At 56.4% G+C, this 19,950-nt stretch carries 19 protein-coding genes and 1 pseudogene; 11 read left to right on the top strand and 9 right to left on the bottom strand.

The window, feature by feature from the left end; genetic code table 11:
- Positions 1-15 precede the first annotated feature (15 nt).
- The 4 genes and pseudogenes from ABLV08_RS00770 to ABLV08_RS00755 form a co-directional block, all read right to left on the bottom strand.
- Entirely contained in the window at positions 16-1,035 is a 1,020-nt protein-coding gene (locus ABLV08_RS00770; protein ID WP_348855433.1) for a Zn-dependent oxidoreductase, read from the bottom strand.
- Between the two features lie 10 nt (positions 1,036-1,045).
- Positions 1,046-2,260, bottom strand: coding sequence for a D-mannonate dehydratase ManD (manD, locus tag ABLV08_RS00765; protein WP_348855432.1), 1,215 nt, complete (start codon positions 2,258-2,260; stop codon positions 1,046-1,048).
- Positions 2,261-2,402: 142 nt separating this feature from the next.
- Positions 2,403-3,686 (bottom strand): MFS transporter, encoded by a 1,284-nt coding sequence (locus ABLV08_RS00760; RefSeq protein ID WP_015705295.1) that lies wholly within the window; start codon positions 3,684-3,686, stop codon positions 2,403-2,405.
- Positions 3,687-3,818: 132 nt separating this feature from the next.
- Positions 3,819-4,180: pseudogene (locus ABLV08_RS00755) on the bottom strand (YnfA family protein).
- Positions 4,181-4,293: 113 nt separating this feature from the next.
- On the opposite strand from ABLV08_RS00755, the gene ABLV08_RS00750 reads away from it, so the two are divergent.
- Both ABLV08_RS00750 and speG read left to right on the top strand, forming a co-directional pair.
- Positions 4,294-4,635: a DUF1283 family protein gene (locus ABLV08_RS00750; RefSeq protein WP_015366763.1), complete on the top strand. Its 342-nt coding sequence runs from the start codon at positions 4,294-4,296 to the stop codon at positions 4,633-4,635.
- A gap of 57 nt (positions 4,636-4,692) precedes the next feature.
- Positions 4,693-5,253 (top strand): spermidine N1-acetyltransferase, encoded by a 561-nt coding sequence (speG, locus tag ABLV08_RS00745; RefSeq protein ID WP_015366764.1) that lies wholly within the window; start codon positions 4,693-4,695, stop codon positions 5,251-5,253.
- On the opposite strand, the gene ABLV08_RS00740 is transcribed toward speG, so the two are convergent.
- On the bottom strand, positions 5,247-5,957 hold the full coding sequence (locus ABLV08_RS00740) for a YnfC family lipoprotein (RefSeq protein WP_015366765.1): 711 nt from the start codon (positions 5,955-5,957) through the stop codon (positions 5,247-5,249). The two genes, speG and ABLV08_RS00740, sit on opposite strands and share 7 nt — an antisense overlap.
- A 103-nt stretch (positions 5,958-6,060) precedes the next feature.
- Between ABLV08_RS00740 and ABLV08_RS00735 the strand changes: the two genes are divergently transcribed.
- The 6 genes from ABLV08_RS00735 to clcB all read left to right on the top strand — a co-directional run bounded on the left by ABLV08_RS00735 (position 6,061) and on the right by clcB (position 12,452).
- Complete coding sequence (locus ABLV08_RS00735) at positions 6,061-6,333, top strand: DUF1161 domain-containing protein (RefSeq protein WP_015366766.1); 273 nt, start codon at positions 6,061-6,063, stop codon at positions 6,331-6,333.
- 148 nt (positions 6,334-6,481) lie between these two features.
- Positions 6,482-8,917, top strand: coding sequence for a selenate/tellurate reductase subunit YnfE (gene ynfE / locus ABLV08_RS00730; RefSeq protein WP_348855431.1), 2,436 nt, complete (start codon positions 6,482-6,484; stop codon positions 8,915-8,917).
- A gap of 10 nt (positions 8,918-8,927) precedes the next feature.
- Positions 8,928-9,545: a DMSO/selenate family reductase complex B subunit gene (locus tag ABLV08_RS00725; protein ID WP_015705293.1), complete on the top strand. Its 618-nt coding sequence runs from the start codon at positions 8,928-8,930 to the stop codon at positions 9,543-9,545.
- Between the two features lies 1 nt (position 9,546).
- Positions 9,547-10,404 (top strand): DmsC/YnfH family molybdoenzyme membrane anchor subunit, encoded by an 858-nt coding sequence (locus tag ABLV08_RS00720; RefSeq protein WP_348855430.1) that lies wholly within the window; start codon positions 9,547-9,549, stop codon positions 10,402-10,404.
- A gap of 42 nt (positions 10,405-10,446) precedes the next feature.
- A complete protein-coding gene (gene dmsD / locus ABLV08_RS00715; protein WP_015705291.1) occupies positions 10,447-11,055 on the top strand; it encodes a Tat proofreading chaperone DmsD in 609 nt (202 codons plus the stop codon).
- A gap of 101 nt (positions 11,056-11,156) precedes the next feature.
- Positions 11,157-12,452: a voltage-gated ClC-type chloride channel ClcB gene (clcB, locus tag ABLV08_RS00710; RefSeq protein ID WP_348855428.1), complete on the top strand. Its 1,296-nt coding sequence runs from the start codon at positions 11,157-11,159 to the stop codon at positions 12,450-12,452.
- On the opposite strand, the gene bioD is transcribed toward clcB, so the two are convergent.
- The 3 genes from bioD to ABLV08_RS00695 all read right to left on the bottom strand — a co-directional run bounded on the left by bioD (position 12,405) and on the right by ABLV08_RS00695 (position 15,475).
- Positions 12,405-13,100: a dethiobiotin synthase gene (gene bioD, locus ABLV08_RS00705; protein ID WP_015366772.1), complete on the bottom strand. Its 696-nt coding sequence runs from the start codon at positions 13,098-13,100 to the stop codon at positions 12,405-12,407. The genes clcB and bioD overlap by 48 nt on opposite strands.
- A gap of 127 nt (positions 13,101-13,227) precedes the next feature.
- A complete protein-coding gene (mlc, locus tag ABLV08_RS00700) occupies positions 13,228-14,448 on the bottom strand; it encodes a sugar metabolism global transcriptional regulator Mlc (protein WP_015366773.1) in 1,221 nt (406 codons plus the stop codon).
- A 124-nt stretch (positions 14,449-14,572) separates the two neighbouring features.
- Positions 14,573-15,475, bottom strand: coding sequence for a LysR family transcriptional regulator (locus ABLV08_RS00695; RefSeq protein ID WP_348855427.1), 903 nt, complete (start codon positions 15,473-15,475; stop codon positions 14,573-14,575).
- A 92-nt stretch (positions 15,476-15,567) separates the two neighbouring features.
- Between ABLV08_RS00695 and ABLV08_RS00690 the strand changes: the two genes are divergently transcribed.
- The 3 genes from ABLV08_RS00690 (at position 15,568) to asr (ending at position 19,201) form a co-directional block, all read left to right on the top strand.
- Positions 15,568-16,857 carry an MFS transporter gene (locus tag ABLV08_RS00690; protein ID WP_348855426.1) on the top strand — a complete coding sequence of 430 codons (1,290 nt, stop codon included), beginning with the start codon at positions 15,568-15,570 and terminating at the stop codon, positions 16,855-16,857.
- Between the two features lie 322 nt (positions 16,858-17,179).
- Entirely contained in the window at positions 17,180-18,667 is a 1,488-nt protein-coding gene (locus ABLV08_RS00685; protein WP_032707951.1) for a carboxypeptidase M32, read from the top strand.
- A 171-nt stretch (positions 18,668-18,838) separates the two neighbouring features.
- Positions 18,839-19,201, top strand: coding sequence for an acid resistance repetitive basic protein Asr (asr, locus tag ABLV08_RS00680; RefSeq protein ID WP_123277583.1), 363 nt, complete (start codon positions 18,839-18,841; stop codon positions 19,199-19,201).
- A 158-nt stretch (positions 19,202-19,359) separates the two neighbouring features.
- On the opposite strand, the gene ABLV08_RS00675 is transcribed toward asr, so the two are convergent.
- A complete protein-coding gene (locus tag ABLV08_RS00675; RefSeq protein ID WP_015366779.1) occupies positions 19,360-19,617 on the bottom strand; it encodes a hypothetical protein in 258 nt (85 codons plus the stop codon).
- Positions 19,618-19,950 lie beyond the last annotated feature (333 nt).

Here is a 19,950-nt window from a genome sequence, read left to right as displayed (position 1 = left end):
CGAGGTTATTTATATTTATGCGTTGAAGGTTAATAACACCTTACAACAATGCTTGCGATCTTCTTCAAATAACGTCATGGCATCGACAACATCCTCAAAGGCAAACTGATGGGTGATGAGCCGCTCCGGATTTATTAATCCGTTTGCCAACCATTCAAGAACCAGCGGGAATTTATTGGCATTGAGTCTGGAAGAATAAATAGTGAGCTCTTTGCCGGTAATCCCCTGCTGCACCACCATTGAAGGTTCGGTAGAAAAGCCCATCAATACGATCCTGCCCGCCGGCGAGGCCAGTGCGATGGCCTCTGCGAAAATCGCCGGATGGCAGGCGGCGTCGATAATCAGCGTTGGCCGGATACCCTGCGATTCCAGCGCCTGCGCCAGCGGCTGTTCCTTATTATTGATGGTCAAGTCGGCGCCGTTTTGCTGCGCCATCTGCAGCCGCTCGGGGATCTGATCGGCAACGATGACCTGCCGCACGTTATAGACGCGCTTGAGCACCTGAATGGTGGTCAGCCCCATCGGCCCGGCGCCGTAGACCAGCGCGATATCCTGTTCGCGTGGTTTAGCCTGCCCGGTGACATTCGCCGCAATGGTAAAGGGCTCAACCATTACCGCATGATGGTCGCTCACGTTCTCCGGCACCGGCCAGGCATTTTTGGCCGGCACCACCGCGTATTCGCTAAAACCGCCATCGCGATGGACGCCCAGCACCACCAGCGAAGCGCAGACGTTGGGCTTACCGACCGAACAGGGATAACAGTGGCCGCAGCTGATAACCGGATCAACCGTCACCCGCTGGCCCACGACTTTATCCGTCACCCCCTCGCCCACGGCATCAATCACGCCGAAAAACTCGTGGCCGATGACCCGGGGATATTTGGCGAACGGGTTATGTCCACGATAGATGTGGCTATCTGAGCCGCAAATTCCCGCCAGTTTCACCTTTACACGCACTTCTCCATTTCCCGGCTGCGGCAGCGGCCGTTCTTCAATCGCCAGCGCGTTTGGCTGTTGGATAACAATGCTCTTCATTTTTCTCTCCTTACCAATTCCACAGCGTGCCATCTTCGAGGCGCGCCACCGGCAGACAGGCGGGTTCATAGGGATATTTCGCCGCCAGCTTCTCGTCGAATTCGATGCCCAGCCCCGGTTTATCGCCCGGATGCATATAGCCATTGTCAAAACGCCAGCTATGCGGGAAGACCTCCAGCATCTGTTCGGAATAGCCCATGTACTCCTGTACACCGAAATTTGGCACCCACAGGTCGAAATGCAGCGCCGCCGCCATACATACCGGAGAGAGATCTGACGGCCCATGAGAACCAGTGCGTACCTGGTACAACGAAGCAAAATCGGCGATACGCCGCATGCCGCTGATCCCGCCAGCGTGGGTAATGGTGGTGCGGATATAATCAATGAGCTGCTCTTCAATCAGCTGTTTGCAATCCCAGATGCTATTAAAGACTTCGCCCACGGCAATCGGCGTGACGGTATGCTGGCGGATTAAGCGGAAGCACGCCTGATTCTCTGCCGGGGTCGGATCTTCCATCCAGAACAGGCGATACTCCTCAATGCTTTTACCAAAGCGCGCCGCCTCGATTGGCGTCAGGCGATGGTGCATGTCGTGTAGCAGGTGCTCGTTAAAGCCAAATCTTTCGCGCACGGCGGCAAACAGCCGCGGGGTAAAATCGAGATATTTTTCCGTTGACCACAGCTGTTCTTCCGGCCACACGCCTTTGGTCGCCGGCTCGTATGCCTGACCTTTGCCCTTGGCCATGCCGTAGGTGGTCTTCATCCCCGGAATACCGCACTGCACGCGGATCGCCTTAAAACCCATTTCCTGATGGCGGGCGTAGTCGTCCAGCACTTCATCAATGGAATGACCGGTGGTGTGGCAGTAGACCATCACCCCTTCGCGCGAGGCGCCGCCCAGCAGTTGGTAAAGCGGCATTCCGGCGGCTTTGGCTTTGATATCCCACAGCGCCATATCAACGGCGGAAATCGCCGACATGGTCACCGGGCCGCGGCGCCAGTAAGCACCTTTGTAGAAGAACTGCCAGATATCTTCGATGCGGTGAGCATCACGGCCAATCAGCTGCGGACAAAGGTGATCTTTCAGGTATGAGGCGACCGACAATTCACGGCCGTTTAGCGTGGCATCACCGAGGCCGAAAATCCCTTCATCGGTGGTGATTTTTAAGGTGACGAAGTTACGCCCTGGACAGGTAACGAACACGTCGGCGGCAACGATCTTCATGGGTAATTCCTTACATCTGTGCGGTTAGTGATCAAAATTAAATCACCAGACCTACTACCATACAAGTATGATATTTAAAAAAGATGCGAAGGATCACAAACGGATGTGGTTGCGGGGGGCGCCTGGCGCCCCCCGTTAGCGATTAATTGATGCGGTCTTTTACGATGAAGAAATAACACAGCGCGCCGGCAAAGGTCACGCAGGCGGCGATAACCAAGGCCAGGTTGAAGGAGTGCGTGGTATCCACCACCCAACCGGTGACGACCGGTGCAAAAGAGGCGAAAACAAAGCTGCCGAAGTTCTGAATCGCCGCCACCGACGCGACTTTATTCTCGCTGACCATCACCTGTACCAGCCCCCAGGCCGAGGTCCCGGCAAAGTGGACGCAGAATAGCGCCATGGAGATAAACGCCACCGCCTGGGTCGGCGAGTTTGATTGCACCACCAGCAGCGTGCCGAGCGCAGAAAGCGTCAGGCCAACCACAATGGCCGTTTTGCGCGTTTTTGCCAGATCGTAACCGCGGCGCGCCAGCGCATCGACCACCAGCCCATTGACCCACATGCCCACCGCCGCGGCCAGGAACGGGATCGCCGCCACCCAGCCGGTTTTCGCCAGGCTCAATCCCTGCTGCGCCTGCAGATAACCCGGCAGCCACGCGATATACAGCCAGCCGGTATAGTTAACCCCGGAGAAGCCTAAAATCATTCCCCAGGTGGTGCGCCGTTTGAACAACGCCAGCCACTCGCTGAATACCAGCGTTGGGCGCGCTTTTTCCGGCGCCGCCAGATACTGGCGCTCCTCCTGCTGCAGATCGAACTGCGCGCGGTTGCGATACCACGCGTACCAGCACAGGCCCACAACGATCCCGGCAAGGCCGATAACCACGAACATGGTGCGCCAGCCCCAGGCTATCTGCATCAGTACCAGCGCTGGCGGCGCAATCGCCTGGCCAAGCACCGTTGACGAGTTAAAAATGCCGACCGCGGTACCGCGCTCTTTTTGTACGTACCAGTCGGTAATGGATTTTACCCCCGCCGGCATAAACGGCGCTTCGCCAATTCCGAGGCCAATGCGCAGTAAAATAAAATGGCTAAAGGAGTTCACTACCCCGGTCAGCGCCTGCATCAGCGACCAGAAAATCAGCCCCGCCCCCAATACGATCCGCGGGCCGAAGCGGTCGAGCAAAATACCCGAGGGCAGCTGCGCGAAACCATATGATAGCGAGAAGGCGGAAAGCAGTACGCCAAATTCGGTCGCGCTGAGCCCGAGATCGCCGCGAATAGCCTCACCGGCGACGCTTAATGACGAACGATCGAGGAAGTTGACGATACCGGCGATAAACAGCAGCGTCAGGGTGACTTTTTGCACCCGGCCAATGCGCACGGGTTTGGCGCCAGCTTCGCTGGCAAGGGTTTGTGTAGCCATAATTGCCTCTTACGATAAACAGCATGATGCGGTTAGGGTAAGTAAGACAACTAGTCGGCTACCATACAAGAATCAAGGTTAAAATTAGCGTGGAAGATCACAAAGGGCGATTTTTTATCCTGCTGCGCGACGTTAAGCCCGCCCCCAGCCTGCAACGATGATCAGCATACCACACAGCGCAATCGCCGCCCCCGCCCAGTCAAAGTGGCTTAGCTTCACGCCGTCAACGAAACGCAGCCACAGCAGCGCGGTACAGACGTAGACGCCGCCATAGGCGGCATACACCCTGCCGCTGGCCTCCGGGTGCAGGGTCAGCAGCCAGACGAACATCGCCAGCGCCATCGCCGTCGGGATCAACAGCAGCGGCGAACCTTCCCGCTTCAGCCATAGCCACGGCAGATAACAACCGATGATTTCGCACAGCGCGGTAGCAAAGAAAAGTAACGTGGTTTTCAGCATTAAAGTTTGGTAAATGAGACAATTTGTTGCACCAGTGTACGCGATAATGTGCCTGAACCCATGCCATTTTGTCAGGTAGGCGTGGGTAGCGAGTTGTAGTAAACTTGTCCAACTGGTTAACCCTTTTTATCACTCAAAGGAAATCGTGATGAAAATGACACGCAATAAACGCTGGTGCCTGACCGCCCTGCTGGCGGCAAGCGCAATGGTCTATACCGCTTCGTCCTTCGCGCAAACCGACAAACTGGTGATCGAGTCCGGCGACAGCGCGCAGAGCCGTCAGCAAGCCGCAATGGAAAAAGAGCAGTGGAACGATACCCGCTCGCTACGGCAGAAGGTGAATAAACGCGCGGAGAAAGAGTGGGACAAAACCGACGTCGCCTTCGATGCGCAGGATAACTGCCAGAAGAGCGCCAACGTCAACGCCTACTGGGAACCTAACACCCTGCGCTGTCTTGACCGCCGTACCGGTCGCGTTATTACGCCATAATTCCCCGGCGCCCGTGGGCGCCATCCTCTATTTCTATTCATGCACACAGGATTTCCCATGTCTGACGCCCCTCACGTCAAACTCCGCCCGCTTGAGCGCGAAGACCTGCGCTTCGTCCACCAGCTTGATAATAACGCCAGCGTAATGCGTTACTGGTTTGAAGAACCTTACGAGGCCTTCGTCGAACTCTCTGACCTTTACGACAAACACATTCACGATCAAAGTGAACGCCGTTTCGTTATCGAATGCGATGGCGAAAAAGCCGGGCTGGTTGAACTGGTGGAGATAAACCACGTTCACCGTCGCGCCGAGTTCCAGATTATCATCTCCCCGGAATATCAGGGCAAAGGGCTGGCGACGCGCGCCGCTAAGCTGGCAATGGACTACGGCTTTACCGTTCTGAATCTGTATAAGCTGTATCTGATTGTCGATAAAGAAAATGAAAAAGCGATCCACATCTACCGCAAACTCGGTTTTATGGTCGAAGGCGAGCTGATTCACGAGTTCTTTATCAACGGCGAATACCGCAATACTATTCGCATGTGCCTGTTCCAGCATCAGTACCTTGAGAAACATCGTCCTCAAGGCCAGACGCTACTCAAGCCCACGGCTCAGTAATAGTCGATACTGTTTTTGATGCTGTAGTGTCGCGTCACCGCCGGCTGGACGCTTTCATCGACAACCTGCATCTCGCAGCGGATCGGGTTGTCATGATCGTCATAGTCGCAGGTTTGATTGACCTTGCCTAACGCGCGGTCGTTAAATACGCTCACCGCGCTGTAATCGAGCTTTTTACGCGGATCGGTGGACGGCGTCGATACGACGCTGAAGCGCTCATCTTTCGCGGTGGTGGTTTTGCCCAGCGGATAACCTTCGCTGTCGTAGCGATAGCTGGAAGTACTCTCTTTCCCGCGAGCCGTCACCACAAAGCCGTTGTCATCGGTCTCCCAGCTGACGCCCGCCGCCGGCATCTCGGCGAGCTGGCATTTCCCCTGCAGCCGCAGGCGTTTCTCCTGCGTTTGCGCATCCAGATAGTAATTCGCGTCAAGTACCAGCGTCGCGCCGGTTTTGTTTTCGAGGTCGGTAAAATCCAGCAGATCAAAACAGCCTTCTGCCGACACCTGGGCACGCACCCGTTTCACCATTTCGCCCTGGTCGTCGAACAGGATCTGAGTAAAGGTTTTAACCGGGCCGCGCAGCGGATCGAACTCAAACTCATTGGAAAAACTGGCCATCTCCGGGGTAAACGCCGCCGGCGCTGACGGCTTATCGCAGGCGCTGAGCAGCAACGCCGCCGGGATCAGCAAAAACAGTTTATTCACAGCCGCTACCTTTTTGGGAACATTCCAATCATTTTAGCAAATACAATTGTTTACACCAATTCTGCTATGCTTAAAACTGGATGACATCAATAAGGAGCTTATGATGAAACTATCCTCATGGTTGTGCGCGGCCCTGCTGCTGAGTTCGGCATCCGCACTGGCAGCGCCGGACTCCTGCGAGCGGGTAAAAGGCGAGATCCAGCAAAAGATCATCAACAACGGCGTTCCGGCTTCTGGTTTTAGCCTGGCCATTGTACCGAACGATCAGCCTGACCAACCCGGCGCTCAGGTGGTGGGCCACTGCGCTAACGACACCTTCAAGATAATCTATACCCGCAACGGCGACGCGGCGGCCACCGATTCAGACGGGCAATAACCGCCGCTTTCGAGTGAAGGATCTTATCTCTGGTTGACCGGAGATAAGATTCGCCTACCCCTATTTAAGTATTATTCCTCACCCATGCGCCAGCAACCACGCTGTTGCCAGCGGCATTTCGCATAATAAAAATCATGGAGTGAGCACAATGTCCTACCCAGAACATTCCGGCGGCGTCAGCCGTCGCAACCTCATAAAATCCTCAGCAATCGGTTCACTGGCCCTGGCTGCCGGCGGTCTGTCGCTGCCGTTCAGTCTACGCGCCGCGGCCGCCGCCGTGCAGCAAGCCACCGGAGCAGAAGAAAAAACCGTATGGGGGGCCTGCTCGGTTAACTGCGGCAGTCGCTGCGCGCTACGCCTGCACGTCCGCGACGACGAAGTGGTGTGGGTGGAAACCGATAATACCGGCCACGATATCTACGGCGATCATCAGGTTCGCGCCTGCCTGCGCGGGCGCTCTATTCGCCGGCGTATCAACCACCCCGATCGTCTAAACTACCCAATGAAACGCGTCGGCAAACGCGGCGAAGGAAAATTCGAGCGCATTAGTTGGACCGAAGCGCTGGATACCATCGCCGAAAGTCTGAAACGCGTGGTAAAAGAGTACGGCAACGAAGCGGTCTATATTAACTACTCTTCCGGAATTGTCGGCGGCAATATGACCCGCTCTTCCCCTTCCGCCTCGCCGGTAATGCGGCTGATGAACTGCTACGGCGGATCGCTTAACCAGTATGGTACCTACAGTACGGCGCAGATCGCCTGCGCCATGCCCTATACCTACGGTAGCAACGACGGCAACAGCACCTCGGATATTGAAAACAGTAAACTGGTGGTGATGTTCGGCAATAACCCGGCGGAAACCCGCATGAGCGGCGGCGGCATCACCTGGTACCTGGAGCAGGCGCGTGAGCGCTCTAACGCCCGTATGATCGTCATCGACCCACGCTATACCGATACCGCGGCCGGGCGCGAAGATGAGTGGATCCCGATTCGTCCCGGTACCGATGCCGCGCTGGTCGCCGGTATCGCCTGGGTATTGATTAACGAAAATCTGGTCGATCAGCCGTTCCTCGATAAATACTGCATCGGCTACGATGAGAAAACCTTGCCGGCCGATGCCCCGGCCAACGGCCACTATAAAGCCTATATTCTCGGCCAGGGGGACGACGCTACCGCCAAGACACCGCAGTGGGCCTCGCGTATTACCGGTATTCCCGCCGATCGCATCATTAAGCTGGCGCGCGAAATTGGTATGACCAAACCCGCCTATATCTGCCAGGGCTGGGGCCCGCAGCGCCAGGCGAACGGCGAACTCTCCGCGCGCGCTATCGCCATGCTGCCGATTTTAACCGGCAACGTCGGCATTAACGGGGGTAACAGCGGCGCCCGCGAATCGACCTATACCATCACCATTGAGCGCCTGCCGGTGCTGGAGAATCCGGTAAAAACCGCCATCTCCTGCTTTAGCTGGACCGACGCTATCGCTCGCGGGCCGGAGATGACCGCCACCCGCGACGGCGTGCGCGGCAAAGAGAAGCTGGCGGTCCCTATTAAATTCCTGTGGAACTATGCTGGCAACACCATCATTAACCAGCATTCCGACATCAATAAAACCCACGATATCCTGCAGGACGAGAGCAAATGCGAGATGGTCGTGGTTATCGAAAATTTTATGACCTCGTCGGCAAAATATGCCGATATTCTGCTGCCGGACCTGATGACCGTAGAACAGGAAGATATCATCCCTAACGACTATGCCGGCAATATGGGCTATCTGATTTTCATCCAGCCCGCCACCACGGCGAAGTTCGAACGCAAACCTATCTACTGGATCTTAAGTGAAGTGGCAAAACGCCTTGGCGACGATGTGCATCAGCGCTTCACCGAAGGACGAACTCAGGAGCAGTGGTTACAGTATCTGTACGCCAAAATGGTCGCCAAAGATCCGGCGCTGCCGGGTTATGACGAGCTCAAGAAAATGGGCATTTACAAGCGTAAAGACCCGAACGGCCATTTCGTCGCCTATCGCGATTTCCGTCGCGACCCTGAAGCGAATCCGCTAAAAACCCCCTCCGGCAAAATTGAGATTTACTCCAGCCGCCTCGCCGATATTGCCGCCCGCTGGCAACTGGAAAAAGACGAAGTCATTAGCCCGCTGCCGGTCTATGCCTCCACCTTTGAAGGCTGGGACGATCCGTTGCGCAGCCAATTCCCGCTGCAAATGTTTGGCTTCCATTATAAGGCGCGTACCCACTCCAGCTACGGCAACGTCGATGTCTTACAAGCGGCCTGCCGCCAGGAAGTGTGGCTTAACCCCATCGATGCCGAAAAACGTGGGATTAACAACGGCGACATGGTGCGCGTTTTTAATCAGCGCGGCGAACTGCGTATTCCGGCAAAAGTTACGCCGCGTATTATGCCTGGGGTAACGGCGATGGGTCAGGGAGCATGGCACGATGCCAATATGGCTGGCGATCGCGTCGACCACGGCGCCTGCATGAATACCCTCACCACCCACCGGCCTTCACCGCTGGCGAAGGGAAACCCGCAGCATACCAACCTGGTCGAAATCGAGAAGGTTTAAGGAGTAAACCATGAGCGCTCAATACGGATTTTTTATCGATTCCGCCCGTTGCACCGGTTGCAAAACCTGCGAGCTGGCCTGTAAAGACTACAAGAACCTGACGCCGGACGTCAGCTTCCGTCGTATCTACGAGTATGCCGGCGGCGACTGGCAGGAGGACAATGGCGTCTGGAATCAGAACGTTTTTGCCTACTACCTTTCCATCGCCTGTAACCACTGCGAAGACCCGGCGTGCACCAAGGTCTGCCCGAGCGGAGCGATGCACAAGCGCGAAGATGGTTTTGTGGTGGTCAATGAAGAGGTGTGCATTGGCTGTCGCTACTGCCATATGGCCTGCCCGTATGGCGCGCCGCAGTACAACGCCGCTAAAGGGCATATGACCAAATGCGACGGCTGTCACGAACGCGTCGCACAAGGCAAGAAACCGATTTGCGTCGAGTCCTGCCCGCTGCGGGCGCTGGACTTCGGGCCGATTGCCGAACTGCGTGAAAAGCACGGCCAACTGGCCGCCGTGGCGCCGCTGCCGTCGGCGCACTTCACCAGGCCGAGCATTGTGATAAAACCAAACGCCAACAGCCGTCCATGCGGCGATACCACCGGCTATCTGGCCAATCCGAAGGAGGTCTAAAATGGGAAATGGATGGCATGAATGGCCGCTGGTTCTGTTTACGGTACTGGGGCAATGCGTAGCTGGCGCGGTTATTGTCAGCGGCCTGGGCTGGGTGTCGCTCTGCGATCAGCGCGAAGCGCGAGAGCGGCTGGTGCGCAGCATGTTCTTTATCTGGCTATTGATGGGAATAGGTTTTCTTGCTTCTGTCATGCATCTCGGCTCGCCGCTACGGGCATTTAACTCATTGAACCGCGTTGGCGCTTCAGCGCTCAGTAATGAAATCGCCAGCGGCGCCCTCTTCTTCATCGTCGGCGGATTCTGGTGGCTATTGGCGGCGGTGGGAAAAATGCCCTCGGCACTTGGCAAAATCTGGTTGTTTCTCACCATGTTGCTGGGGCTGCTATTTGTGATGGCGATGACCCGGGTCTACCAAATTGACACCGTGCCATCGTGGTACAATGGCTACACCACCAGCGCGTTCTTCCTGACGGTACTGCTCGCCGGTCCGCTGTTCGCTGCCCTGCTGCTAAAGCTGGCGAAAGTCGATTTCAACGGCTGGTTTTTTGCCGCTATTAGCGTGGCCGCACTCATCATCAGCGTGGCCGTTGTTGTCTTGCAAAGCGCGGATCTCGGCACGATCCACAGTTCAGTACAACAGGCGAACGCCCTGCTACCGGATTACGGCAGACTACAGGTTCTACGGCTGATCCTGCTGGCGCTCGGTCTCGGCTGCTGGCTGTGTCCGCTGATCCGCCGCCAGCCGCCGCGCGCCGCCGGGTTATTGATCGGGCTGATAATGGTTTTAGTCGCGGAGTGTATAGGCCGCGGCCTGTTTTATGGCCTGCATATGACCGTGGGTATGGCGGTTGCGGGTTAACAAGACGGCGCGCCTGTGCGCGCCGCAGTAAGGAATAGGGTAATGATGCAGATCCCAAATCGCGACGCCGTCGCACTAAGCGCCCGCACGCTGGGCGCGCTGTTCTCTTATGCGCCGAATAGCGAGCAAAACGCGCCGCTGGTCGCCGCTTTTCTCGATGGTAGCTGGCAGCCGCAGTGGCCGTTCCCGGTCTCCGATTCACTGGCAATGGAATTCGCCGCCAGCAGCGACGAGGCGCTGCCGCAAGCCTGGCAGCGTCTGTTTATCGGTCCATGGGCGCTTCCCGCTCCGCCGTGGGGTTCGGTGTGGCTGGATAAAGAGTCGGTGTTATTCGGCGACTCAACGCTTGCGCTGCGCGAGTGGATGCGCACCAGCGGTATTGCGCTGGATCTTGAGCGCAACGAACCCGAAGACCACTTCGGAACACTGCTGCTGCTGGCCGCATGGCTGTGTGAAACAAATCAGGATGAGTTGTTTGCGCAACTGCTGGCCTGGCATCTACTGCCGTGGTCCGGGCGTTTTCTGAGCGTCTTTATGGAAAACGCCGGGCATCCGTTCTATCGGGCGCTGGGCCAACTGGCGCAGTCGACGCTGGCTAACTGGCAGGAATATTTGCCCATCGCGGTGGCGGAAAAGCAGCTGTATCGTTAACTCACCCGCCGCGTCGATCCCCGGCGCGGCACTTATAGCTTTTGCATCTAAGGTTATTCCCTATCACAATAACGCTATGACTCCCAATTTCATTCCCGCTAATGCATCGTCTTCATAACTACCCTGATGTGCAGGTGATGTTCCGTCGCCTGATCATCGCCACGCTCGTCGGCATCTTTGCGGCGCTGGCCGTGGCGCTGTTTCGCCACTCGATGGTGGCACTGGAAACTTTATTTCTCGGTAATGATAGCGGCAGTCTGGTGAACGCCGCGCAGTCGCTACCGTGGTGGCGTCGGCTGCTGACGCCGGCGCTTGGCGGAATCGCGGCGGGGACATTACTCTGGTTATGGCAACGGCGCAACGTGTCGCGTCCGCACGCCCCGAGCGATTACATGGAAGCGCTGGAAACCGGCGATGGCTGTTTCGATACGCCGGCAAGCCTCGTCAAATCGCTGGCATCGCTGCTGGTGGTCGTGACCGGCAGCGCCATTGGCCGCGAAGGGGCCATGATCCTGCTGGCCGCGCTGGCCGCCTCGCTGTTTGCCCGCCGTTTTACCCCGCGCGCTGAATGGAAGCTGTGGGTCGCCTGCGGCGCCGCCGCCGGGATGGCCAGCGCCTATCATGCGCCGCTGGCGGGGAGCCTGTTTATCGCCGAAATCCTCTTCGGCACCCTGATGCTGGCCTCGCTCGGGCCGGTGGTCATTTCAGCGGTGATCGCCCTGCTGCTGACCAATTTACTCAATGGCGGCGCCGCGCCGCTGTACCACGTCGTCTTGCAACAAAACCTGACCGCGCTGCATTACGGTTTAATGCTGGCAACCGGCCTGCTGACCGGTCTGTGCGGGCCGCTGTTCATCTGGCTGATGGACTACAGCCACCGTGGCTTCGTGAGGCTGAAACTGTCGCCGCCGTGGCAGCTGGCGCTGGGGGGACTCATCGTCGGCATGTTATCGCTTATTACCCCGGCAGTATGGGGCAATGGTTATAGCGTGGTGCAAAGCTATCTGCTATCGCCGCCGCTATTTAGCGTCATTATCATCGTCTTTGTCTGTAAGCTGTTGGCGGTGCTGGCCAGCAGCGGCTCCGGCGCGCCGGGCGGCGTCTTTACCCCGACGCTATTCGTCGGGCTGGCAATAGGAATGCTATTCGCCACTTTTAGCGGGCTGTGGTTAGATAACGATCAGAACATAGCGATTATGATTGGGTTAACCGGAATGGCGGCGTTTCTCGCCGCGACAACGCATGCGCCGATGATGTCGACGCTGATGATTTGTGAGATGACCGGGCAGTATGTGCTGCTGCCCGGTTTATTGATCGCCTGTGTACTGGCTTCGGTAGTGTCGCGAACGTTACGCCGGGATTCGATCTATCGCCATCACGTTGCCGAGCACGTCTAAGTCAACATACTGGCTGAGTTCGCGCTGTTCGGCGCGCGGCAGATAAGGCAGCTCGCCAATCAGCGGCGCAGGCAGCTTTTTGCTCAACACATCGATGATTTCAGCGTAGTGCGCAAGGCCAGGGTTAATGCGGTTGGCAACCCAGCCGATTAACGGCAGACCATCGTTGGCGATCGCCTGAGCGGTCAACAGAGCATGGTTGATACACCCTTCCTGAATGCCCACCACCAACACTACCGGCAGTTGTTCCTGCACTACCCACTCGGAGAGCGGGCGTAAGTCGTTCATCAGGCTGCGCCAGCCGCCGGTACCTTCCACTACGACATGATCCACTCTGCCGCTGAGCTGCTGCAGGCCGTCACTGAGTAAGCCGTAGTTGATCGGGCAGCTGTGCGCCACGCTGCTTTCTTCTTCGCTTAACGCGATGGGATTGACAGCATCATACGGCAGCGACAGCGTCGACACGCTCTGTAATACCAGCGCATCTTTGTTACGCAGTCCTTCCGGCGTCTCTTTGCTGCCCTTCGCCACAGGCTTATACCCGGCGACGCTTTTACCGCTGGCAGCAAGTGCCTGCAGCAGCGCGCGGGATACTACCGTCTTCCCGACAGCAGTGTCAGTACCTGTTATAAAGAAACGCTTAAACATCACTAACCCCAAAGTTGTGTATACGAAAAATACATAAGAGAAATAATCAACAGTGGGAAAAGTCTACGCGAAGCCGTCGGGGCCCAGATTGAGATAGCGCAATTTTTGGTGCGACTATGAAAAAATGTTAACCCTGTAACAGTCGGATAAGGAGCGATCCGTTATAGAGGGCGTCTTTCACCAAAGCCGCGCCAGCCATCGTTCCGCGGTTTGAGAACTGGGTACTCTCAACCGCGATATGACGACTATATGCCGGTAGCGCCTGTTGCCGAATACAGTCAGAAATTGCCGGAAACAAAATATCAGACGCCTGATTGAACGGCGAACCAATAAGGATTTTTTGCGGGTTAAACAGATTGACCATGATAGCCAGAATACGCCCTACATGAGCGCCAACGCCGGTAATGATATCCCGCGCCAGTAAATCGCCCTGCTGCGCCGCCTGACATAACCATTCAACGCTCAACTGCTGTTGATGCAGCATAGAGCTCATGGATTTTGCCATGCGCATCTGCGCCAGTTCCAGCACGCTTTCGACGCTGGCGATGGTTTCCAGGCAGCCGTGATTGCCGCAATAGCAGCGTTTACCATAAGGGTCAACCTGGGTGTGGCCGATCTCCACCAGGCTGCTGCTGCCGGCGTGCAACAGGCGGCCATCGGTGATCACTCCCGCGCCGACGTTGTGGTCGATTACCACCTGGATGACGTCGCGCGCCCCCCGCGAGGCGCCAAACAACGATTCGGCCATGGTCCAGGCGCTGATATCGTGCTGTATATAGACCGACACTCCGGTGTGATTAGCCAGAGCCTCACCGAGCGGCATATCTTTCACGTCATCATAAAACGGCATTCGGTGAATGATACCGTTTTCAGTATCAATGATCCCCGGCAAGGTGATGGCGATTGCGGTAAGTCGTTCGAGCTTGTGCTGATGGCGAATAAAAAACTGGTCGATATGTTCGATGATCCGCGTCAGCAGCGGTTGCGCATGCTGCAGCGGCAGTTCCAGTTGTTCTTCCACCACCAGCTTGCTGCTCAGATCGCGCAGCGCCAGGTGGATTTCCCCCCGGCTGATGCGCAACGACAAATAATGCCAGGCTTCCGTTTCAACCATCAGCCCGACCGCCGGGCGGCCGCGGCTCCCCGGCTCCTGGATTTCGGTCTCCTGCACCAGGTGCGCTTCCAGCATCTCGCGAACAATTTTGGTAATGCTGGCCGGCGCCAGTTGCGCAAATCGGGAAAGGTCGATACGCGACACCGGGCCAAGCTGATCAATCAGGCGATATACCGCGCCGGCATTGGTCTGCTTTATTTGATCGATATGGCCTGGTTGACTATCCGCTACCACCGTTGACTCCCTTTATTTTCGCGCTTCGAAATAAACTTTTGGCTATGGTGAAGCACTTCGATGGTGCACGTCAAATTTTTACTTAGCCTTGTGATTTGCCGCACATTTTTACCCCGTTTTTGTCTTAATTCGCCAGGGCGGCGGCAGCGAGAAGATAATCGCGAAAGCGCTGCGCCGCCAGACCCTGTTCACGGTGTTTGGCCCACACCAGCCACATTTCCGACACCGCATCGGGTTCAGTAATCGGCAGCCAGCGCATTTCATTTAACTGCACCCGCTTAAACGAGGCCGGTAGGATCGATACCCCAAGACCTGAAGCCACAAGGCCAATGATGGTCATTGCCTCGCCGACCTCCTGGGTGATAACGGGCGTGGTATCGTAGCGGCGCATCAATCCGAGAATATCGTCATACAGGCCGGTACCAACGTGCGGATCGAAAAAGACAAACGGCTCGCGCGCCAGCTCAAGCAGACTCACCGATTGCTGACGGGCCAGGGGATGATCGCTGGGCACCATCGCCAGTAGCGGTTCGCGCAGCACCCTTTCCCAGCACAAGGTATCCGGCAGCTGCGTGTTGCGCATCAGGCCAAGGTCAAGCGCCCCTTCATTCAGCGGCACGATCTGTTCGCGGGTGTTGGTTTCGCGGGTCTGGATATGGACATCGGGAAAGCGGCGACGAAAAGTGGAAAGCGTATCGGAAACCGCTTTGATAAATGGCGCCGACGAGGTGAAGCCGATACGCAGTTCACCGGTTTCGCCGTGGTGCAGGCGCCCGGCGCGAGCGGCGGCATCTTCAACCTGCGTCAGTATTTGTCGGCTATCGGCGAGGAACTGCACTCCCGCCGCCGTCAGGCTGACGCTGCGATTAGTGCGGGCAAACAGCCGCGCGCCAATCTGTTGTTCGAGAATCTGAATTTGCTGGCTTAACGGCGGTTGAGAGATATTCAGGCGCGCCGCCGCGCGGCCAAAATGCAGCTCTTCCGCCACGGCGACAAAGTAACGCAGATGACGCAGCTCGATATTCATATTTAAAACGTCTTATTTGAGATTATTAATATATTAGACGGAATATTTACAATTTTATACCCTAAAAATGTGAGCTGAATGGTCACATCAGTTTGTTTGTAATCCAGCTGTATATAAGCAAGGAATTCTCCGTGAGTAACACAACAACCGCTGACACCGCGCCGGCTTGCGATGTCAGGGATAAGGTCGCTTCCCAGCCAAATCAATTTATTAAACGCGGCACCCCGGCGTTTATCCGCGTCACCCTGGCGCTATTTTCCGCAGGACTGGCCACCTTCGCCCTGCTCTATTGCGTGCAGCCCATTCTGCCGGTGCTGTCAGGCGAGTTCGGCGTAAGCCCGGCCAGCAGCAGTATTTCGTTATCGATTTCCACCGCGATGCTCGCCGTCGGCTTGCTATTTACCGGTCCGCTGTCGGATGCCATTGGCCGTAAACCGGTAATGGTCACCGCCTTACTGTTGGCGGCGTGTTGCTCATTATTATCAACGATGATGACCAGCTGGCACGGTATTCTGATCATGCGCGCGTTGATCGGCCTGTCGCTCAGCGGCGTAGCCGCCGTAGGGATGACTTATCTCAGCGAGGAGATCCACCCAAGCGTGGTGGCGTTTTCAATGGGGCTTTATATCAGCGGTAACTCGATAGGCGGCATGAGCGGCCGCCTGCTCACCGGGGTCTTTACCGATTTCTTCGGCTGGCGCGTGGCGCTGGCGGTGATAAGCGCCTTCGCCCTCGCTGCGGCAATCATGTTCTGGCGTATTCTTCCCGAGTCGCGCCACTTCCGCCCTATTTCGTTGAAACCGAAAACGCTGCTGATTAACTTCCATCTGCACTGGCGCGATCGCGGCCTGCCGCTGTTGTTCCTCGAAGGCTTCCTGCTGATGGGCGCATTTGTGACCCTGTTTAACTATATTGGCTACCGTTTGATGATGTCGCCATGGTCGCTGAATCAGGCGGTGGTTGGCCTGCTGTCGGTTGCTTACCTGACCGGGACCTGGAGTTCGCCAAAAGCCGGCGCGCTGACGGTGCGTTATGGCCGCGGTCCAGTAATGTTGTTCTTTATTGCGGTGATGCTGTTTGGCCTGCTGATGACGCTATTCTCGCCGCTGTGGCTGATTTTCATCGGCATGCTGCTGTTCTCCGCCGGCTTTTTTGCCGCGCACTCGGTCGCCAGCAGTTGGATCGGACCACGGGCGCGTCGCGCGCGCGGCCAGGCATCTTCGTTATACCTGTTCAGCTACTATCTTGGCTCAAGTATTGCGGGGACGCTCGGTGGGGTCTTCTGGCATCATTACGGCTGGAATGGCGTCGGCGGCTTTATCGCCCTGCTGTTAATGGCCGCGCTGCTGACCGGCGCCTGTTTGCACAACCGCCTGAAATAATCGTTAAACGACGTGACCTTATTGGTCACGTCCGTTCACCACAGCCCGAGCACCGATGGTAACCCCAACAGTTCTCTGAGAGCATCCATAGAAAGCAGTGCGAAAAACACCCACGTGAACGGATTCATACTCGCCTCCGCTGACAGCCAGCGCCTGTTTTCAGTGTAGCCGCTGGCGAAGCGCACCGTCCGTTATGGTTATCACATGCGCATTTTTCGATGCACGCAAAATGTCGTTCCAGCGACTCGACCAAATCACCCCGACGCGCTAGTGTACCCACTGACAACAGATTTATTTCACTCGCCACAGGCCAGCAGAGACTATGACTGACAACAACAACTATCAGCAGCTCACCCGCACTTTCCAACGGCTCTCCCGCTTCTCTCACCTTGCCGCCATCGCCGGCTGGGATATGTTCGCCATGATGCCGCCCGGCGGCAGCCGCGCGCGCGGCGAAGCGCTGGCGGAGCTCGGGGTGCTGCAGCACCAAATTTTGACCGATAAGAAGGTTGGTGAATGGCTGGAAAACGCCCTGCAGGAAGATCTTAACGATCTGGAACAGGCTAACCTGCGCGAAATGACCCGCCAGTACCAGCAAGCGGCGCTACTGCCCGAAAGCCTGGTGGAAGCGAAATCGCTGGCCGGCAGCCGCTGCGAACACGCCTGGCGCAGCCAGCGCCCGGCTAACGACTGGCAGGGGTTTGCCGAAAACCTGCGCGAGGTCGTTAAGCTCAGCCGCGAAGAGGCGCAGATCCGTGCCGATGCGAAAGGCTCTTCACGTTATGATGCCCTGCTGGATATTTTCGAACCCGATATGACCAGCGCGCGTCTTGACGTGCTATTCGCCAATCTGAAATCCTGGCTGCCGTCGCTGCTGGCAAACGTCGTCGATAAGCAAGCGCAGAAGACGCTGCTCGAGCCACAGGGGCCCTTCGCCATCAACGACCAGCGCGAGCTGGGGCTGGAAGCAATGCGGGTTTTAGGCTTTGATTTTGATGGCGGCCGCCTGGATATTAGCGCACACCCCTTCTGCGGCGGCGTGCCTGAGGACGTTCGTATTACCACCCGTTATAACGAAAACGATCTACTCAGCGCGCTATTTGGCGTGATCCACGAAACCGGCCACGCGCGCTATGAACAGAACCTCCCGCGTAACTGGCTCGATCAGCCGGTTGGGCTGGCTCGTTCAACGGCGATTCACGAATCTCAAAGTCTGTTCTTCGAAATGCAGCTTGGCCGCAGCGAAGCCTTCCTCAACCGCCTGCTGCCCGCCGTGCGTCAGCGCTTTGGCGACCAGCCGGCGTTCAGCGCGGAAAACTTTATCGCCTGGAACCAGCGCGTGAAGCCGGGCTTCATTCGCGTCGATGCCGACGAAGTCAGCTACCCGGCGCACGTCATTCTGCGCTATGAAATCGAGCGGGCGCTGATCGACGGCGATATTGAAGTAGACGATATTCCCGCCCTGTGGGACGAGAAAATGCAGAGCTGGCTGGGCATTTCGACCCTCGGCAACTATCGTGACGGCTGTATGCAGGATATTCACTGGACCGATGGCGGTTTCGGCTATTTCCCTTCCTATACGCTGGGGGCGATGTACGCCGCACAGTTAATGGCGGCCGCCAGACGCGCGTTACCGAATCTCGCACAGGATATCGCCGGCGGCGATTTTAACGCTCTGTTCGACTGGTTGCGGCAAAATATCTGGCAGCACGGCAGCCGCTTTACCACTTCGCAGCTGATTAAGAATGCCACCGGCGAAGATCTCAACGGTGAGTATTTCCGCCAGCATCTTACCGCGCGTTATCTCTAAGCCTGCGCGCCGGGGCCTGCTCCGGCGCGTTATACCCGTTCGCTTCGCGTTGTACATATGGTTACACGCCGATACCAAACACTCACGGAAAGCTCGAAAAGACAAGCATATAGTTACTTCAACGGCCCCGCAGTGGGGTTGAAATGAAGAAACCTTTTCGAGGATATCAGAATGAAAAAAGTATTAGCTCTGGTCGTTGCCGCTGCTATGGGTCTGTCTTCCGCTGCTTTCGCTGCTGATGCAGCAAGCACCACTCAGGCACCTGCTGCTGCAACTCACAGCACCACTGCCAAGACAACTCACCATAAAAAACATCACAAAGCTGCCGCCAAACCGGCTGCAGAACAGAAAGCCCAGGCTGCCAAGAAACACAAAAAAGCCGCCACTAAACCGGCTGCACAGAAAGCCCAGGCTGCCAAAAAGCACCACAAAACTGCCGCTAAACCAGTAGCGCAGAAAGCTCAGGCTGCGAAAAAACACCACAAAACCACTAAACACACCGCTGCTAAACCTGCTGCTCAGCCGGCTGCATAATCGTTTCGGTTAGTCTGGTATTGTATAAATCGGCGCTGTTTCAGCGCCGTTTTTTTCTGGAGAGCGCTATGCTGCGACGCTATCGTTTTGAGCTCATCCTGATACTGCTGATAATATGCGCGCTGGTGGCAACCCGCTTTTTCCTCTATTAGGCGCCGCTAATCATCCCCCTCAATAGGAAAACCGGCTTCACGAATTGCCTGACGGCAATCGCTGACGCCCGCAGCATATCCCGCTTCAATTTCGCATACCGGGCTCGCACTGGAGAAAGGTAAGCGAATCGGCGTCGCCAGTTGACGTTCCAGCTCGCCAATTTTTACCCGCGCCGCCAGCAATTCCTTCGCCAGTTCTGGGGGCGACACTTCGGTTTTTTCCCCCGTAATGATCGCCCGCAATTGCTTCTCATCGATAGTCATCATATCCGCCAGTTTGCATTCATTGACAGATATTATAGCCAACGCCACCTCAGTGGCGCTGGCGTGACGCTACATGGCACGTACCGCCTCAATCACGAGATAGCCCATCGCTCCCCACATAAAAAAAGAAACCAGCGAAACATAAACTAATGCGCGAATACCTTGTTTAGACATACACCCTCCCACTACGGGAAATGACATTGCGCTTATGATGGCCGGGTCAACCTCACATTTCACTCAACGGGAATCGCCAATGACAATGTTTACAGTGAGAAAATGTTTCGTAGTGAAAATAATTGAGAAGATGGTAAAAAAACGCCAATGACCATGAAC

Origin of the sequence: Klebsiella sp. CN_Kp088 (assembly GCF_040064335.1) — a bacterium.
Lineage (GTDB): Bacteria > Pseudomonadota > Gammaproteobacteria > Enterobacterales > Enterobacteriaceae > Klebsiella > Klebsiella aerogenes.
The sequence above is the reverse complement of the archived record's forward strand: the minus strand, read 5'-3'. Positions and strand labels throughout refer to the sequence as shown.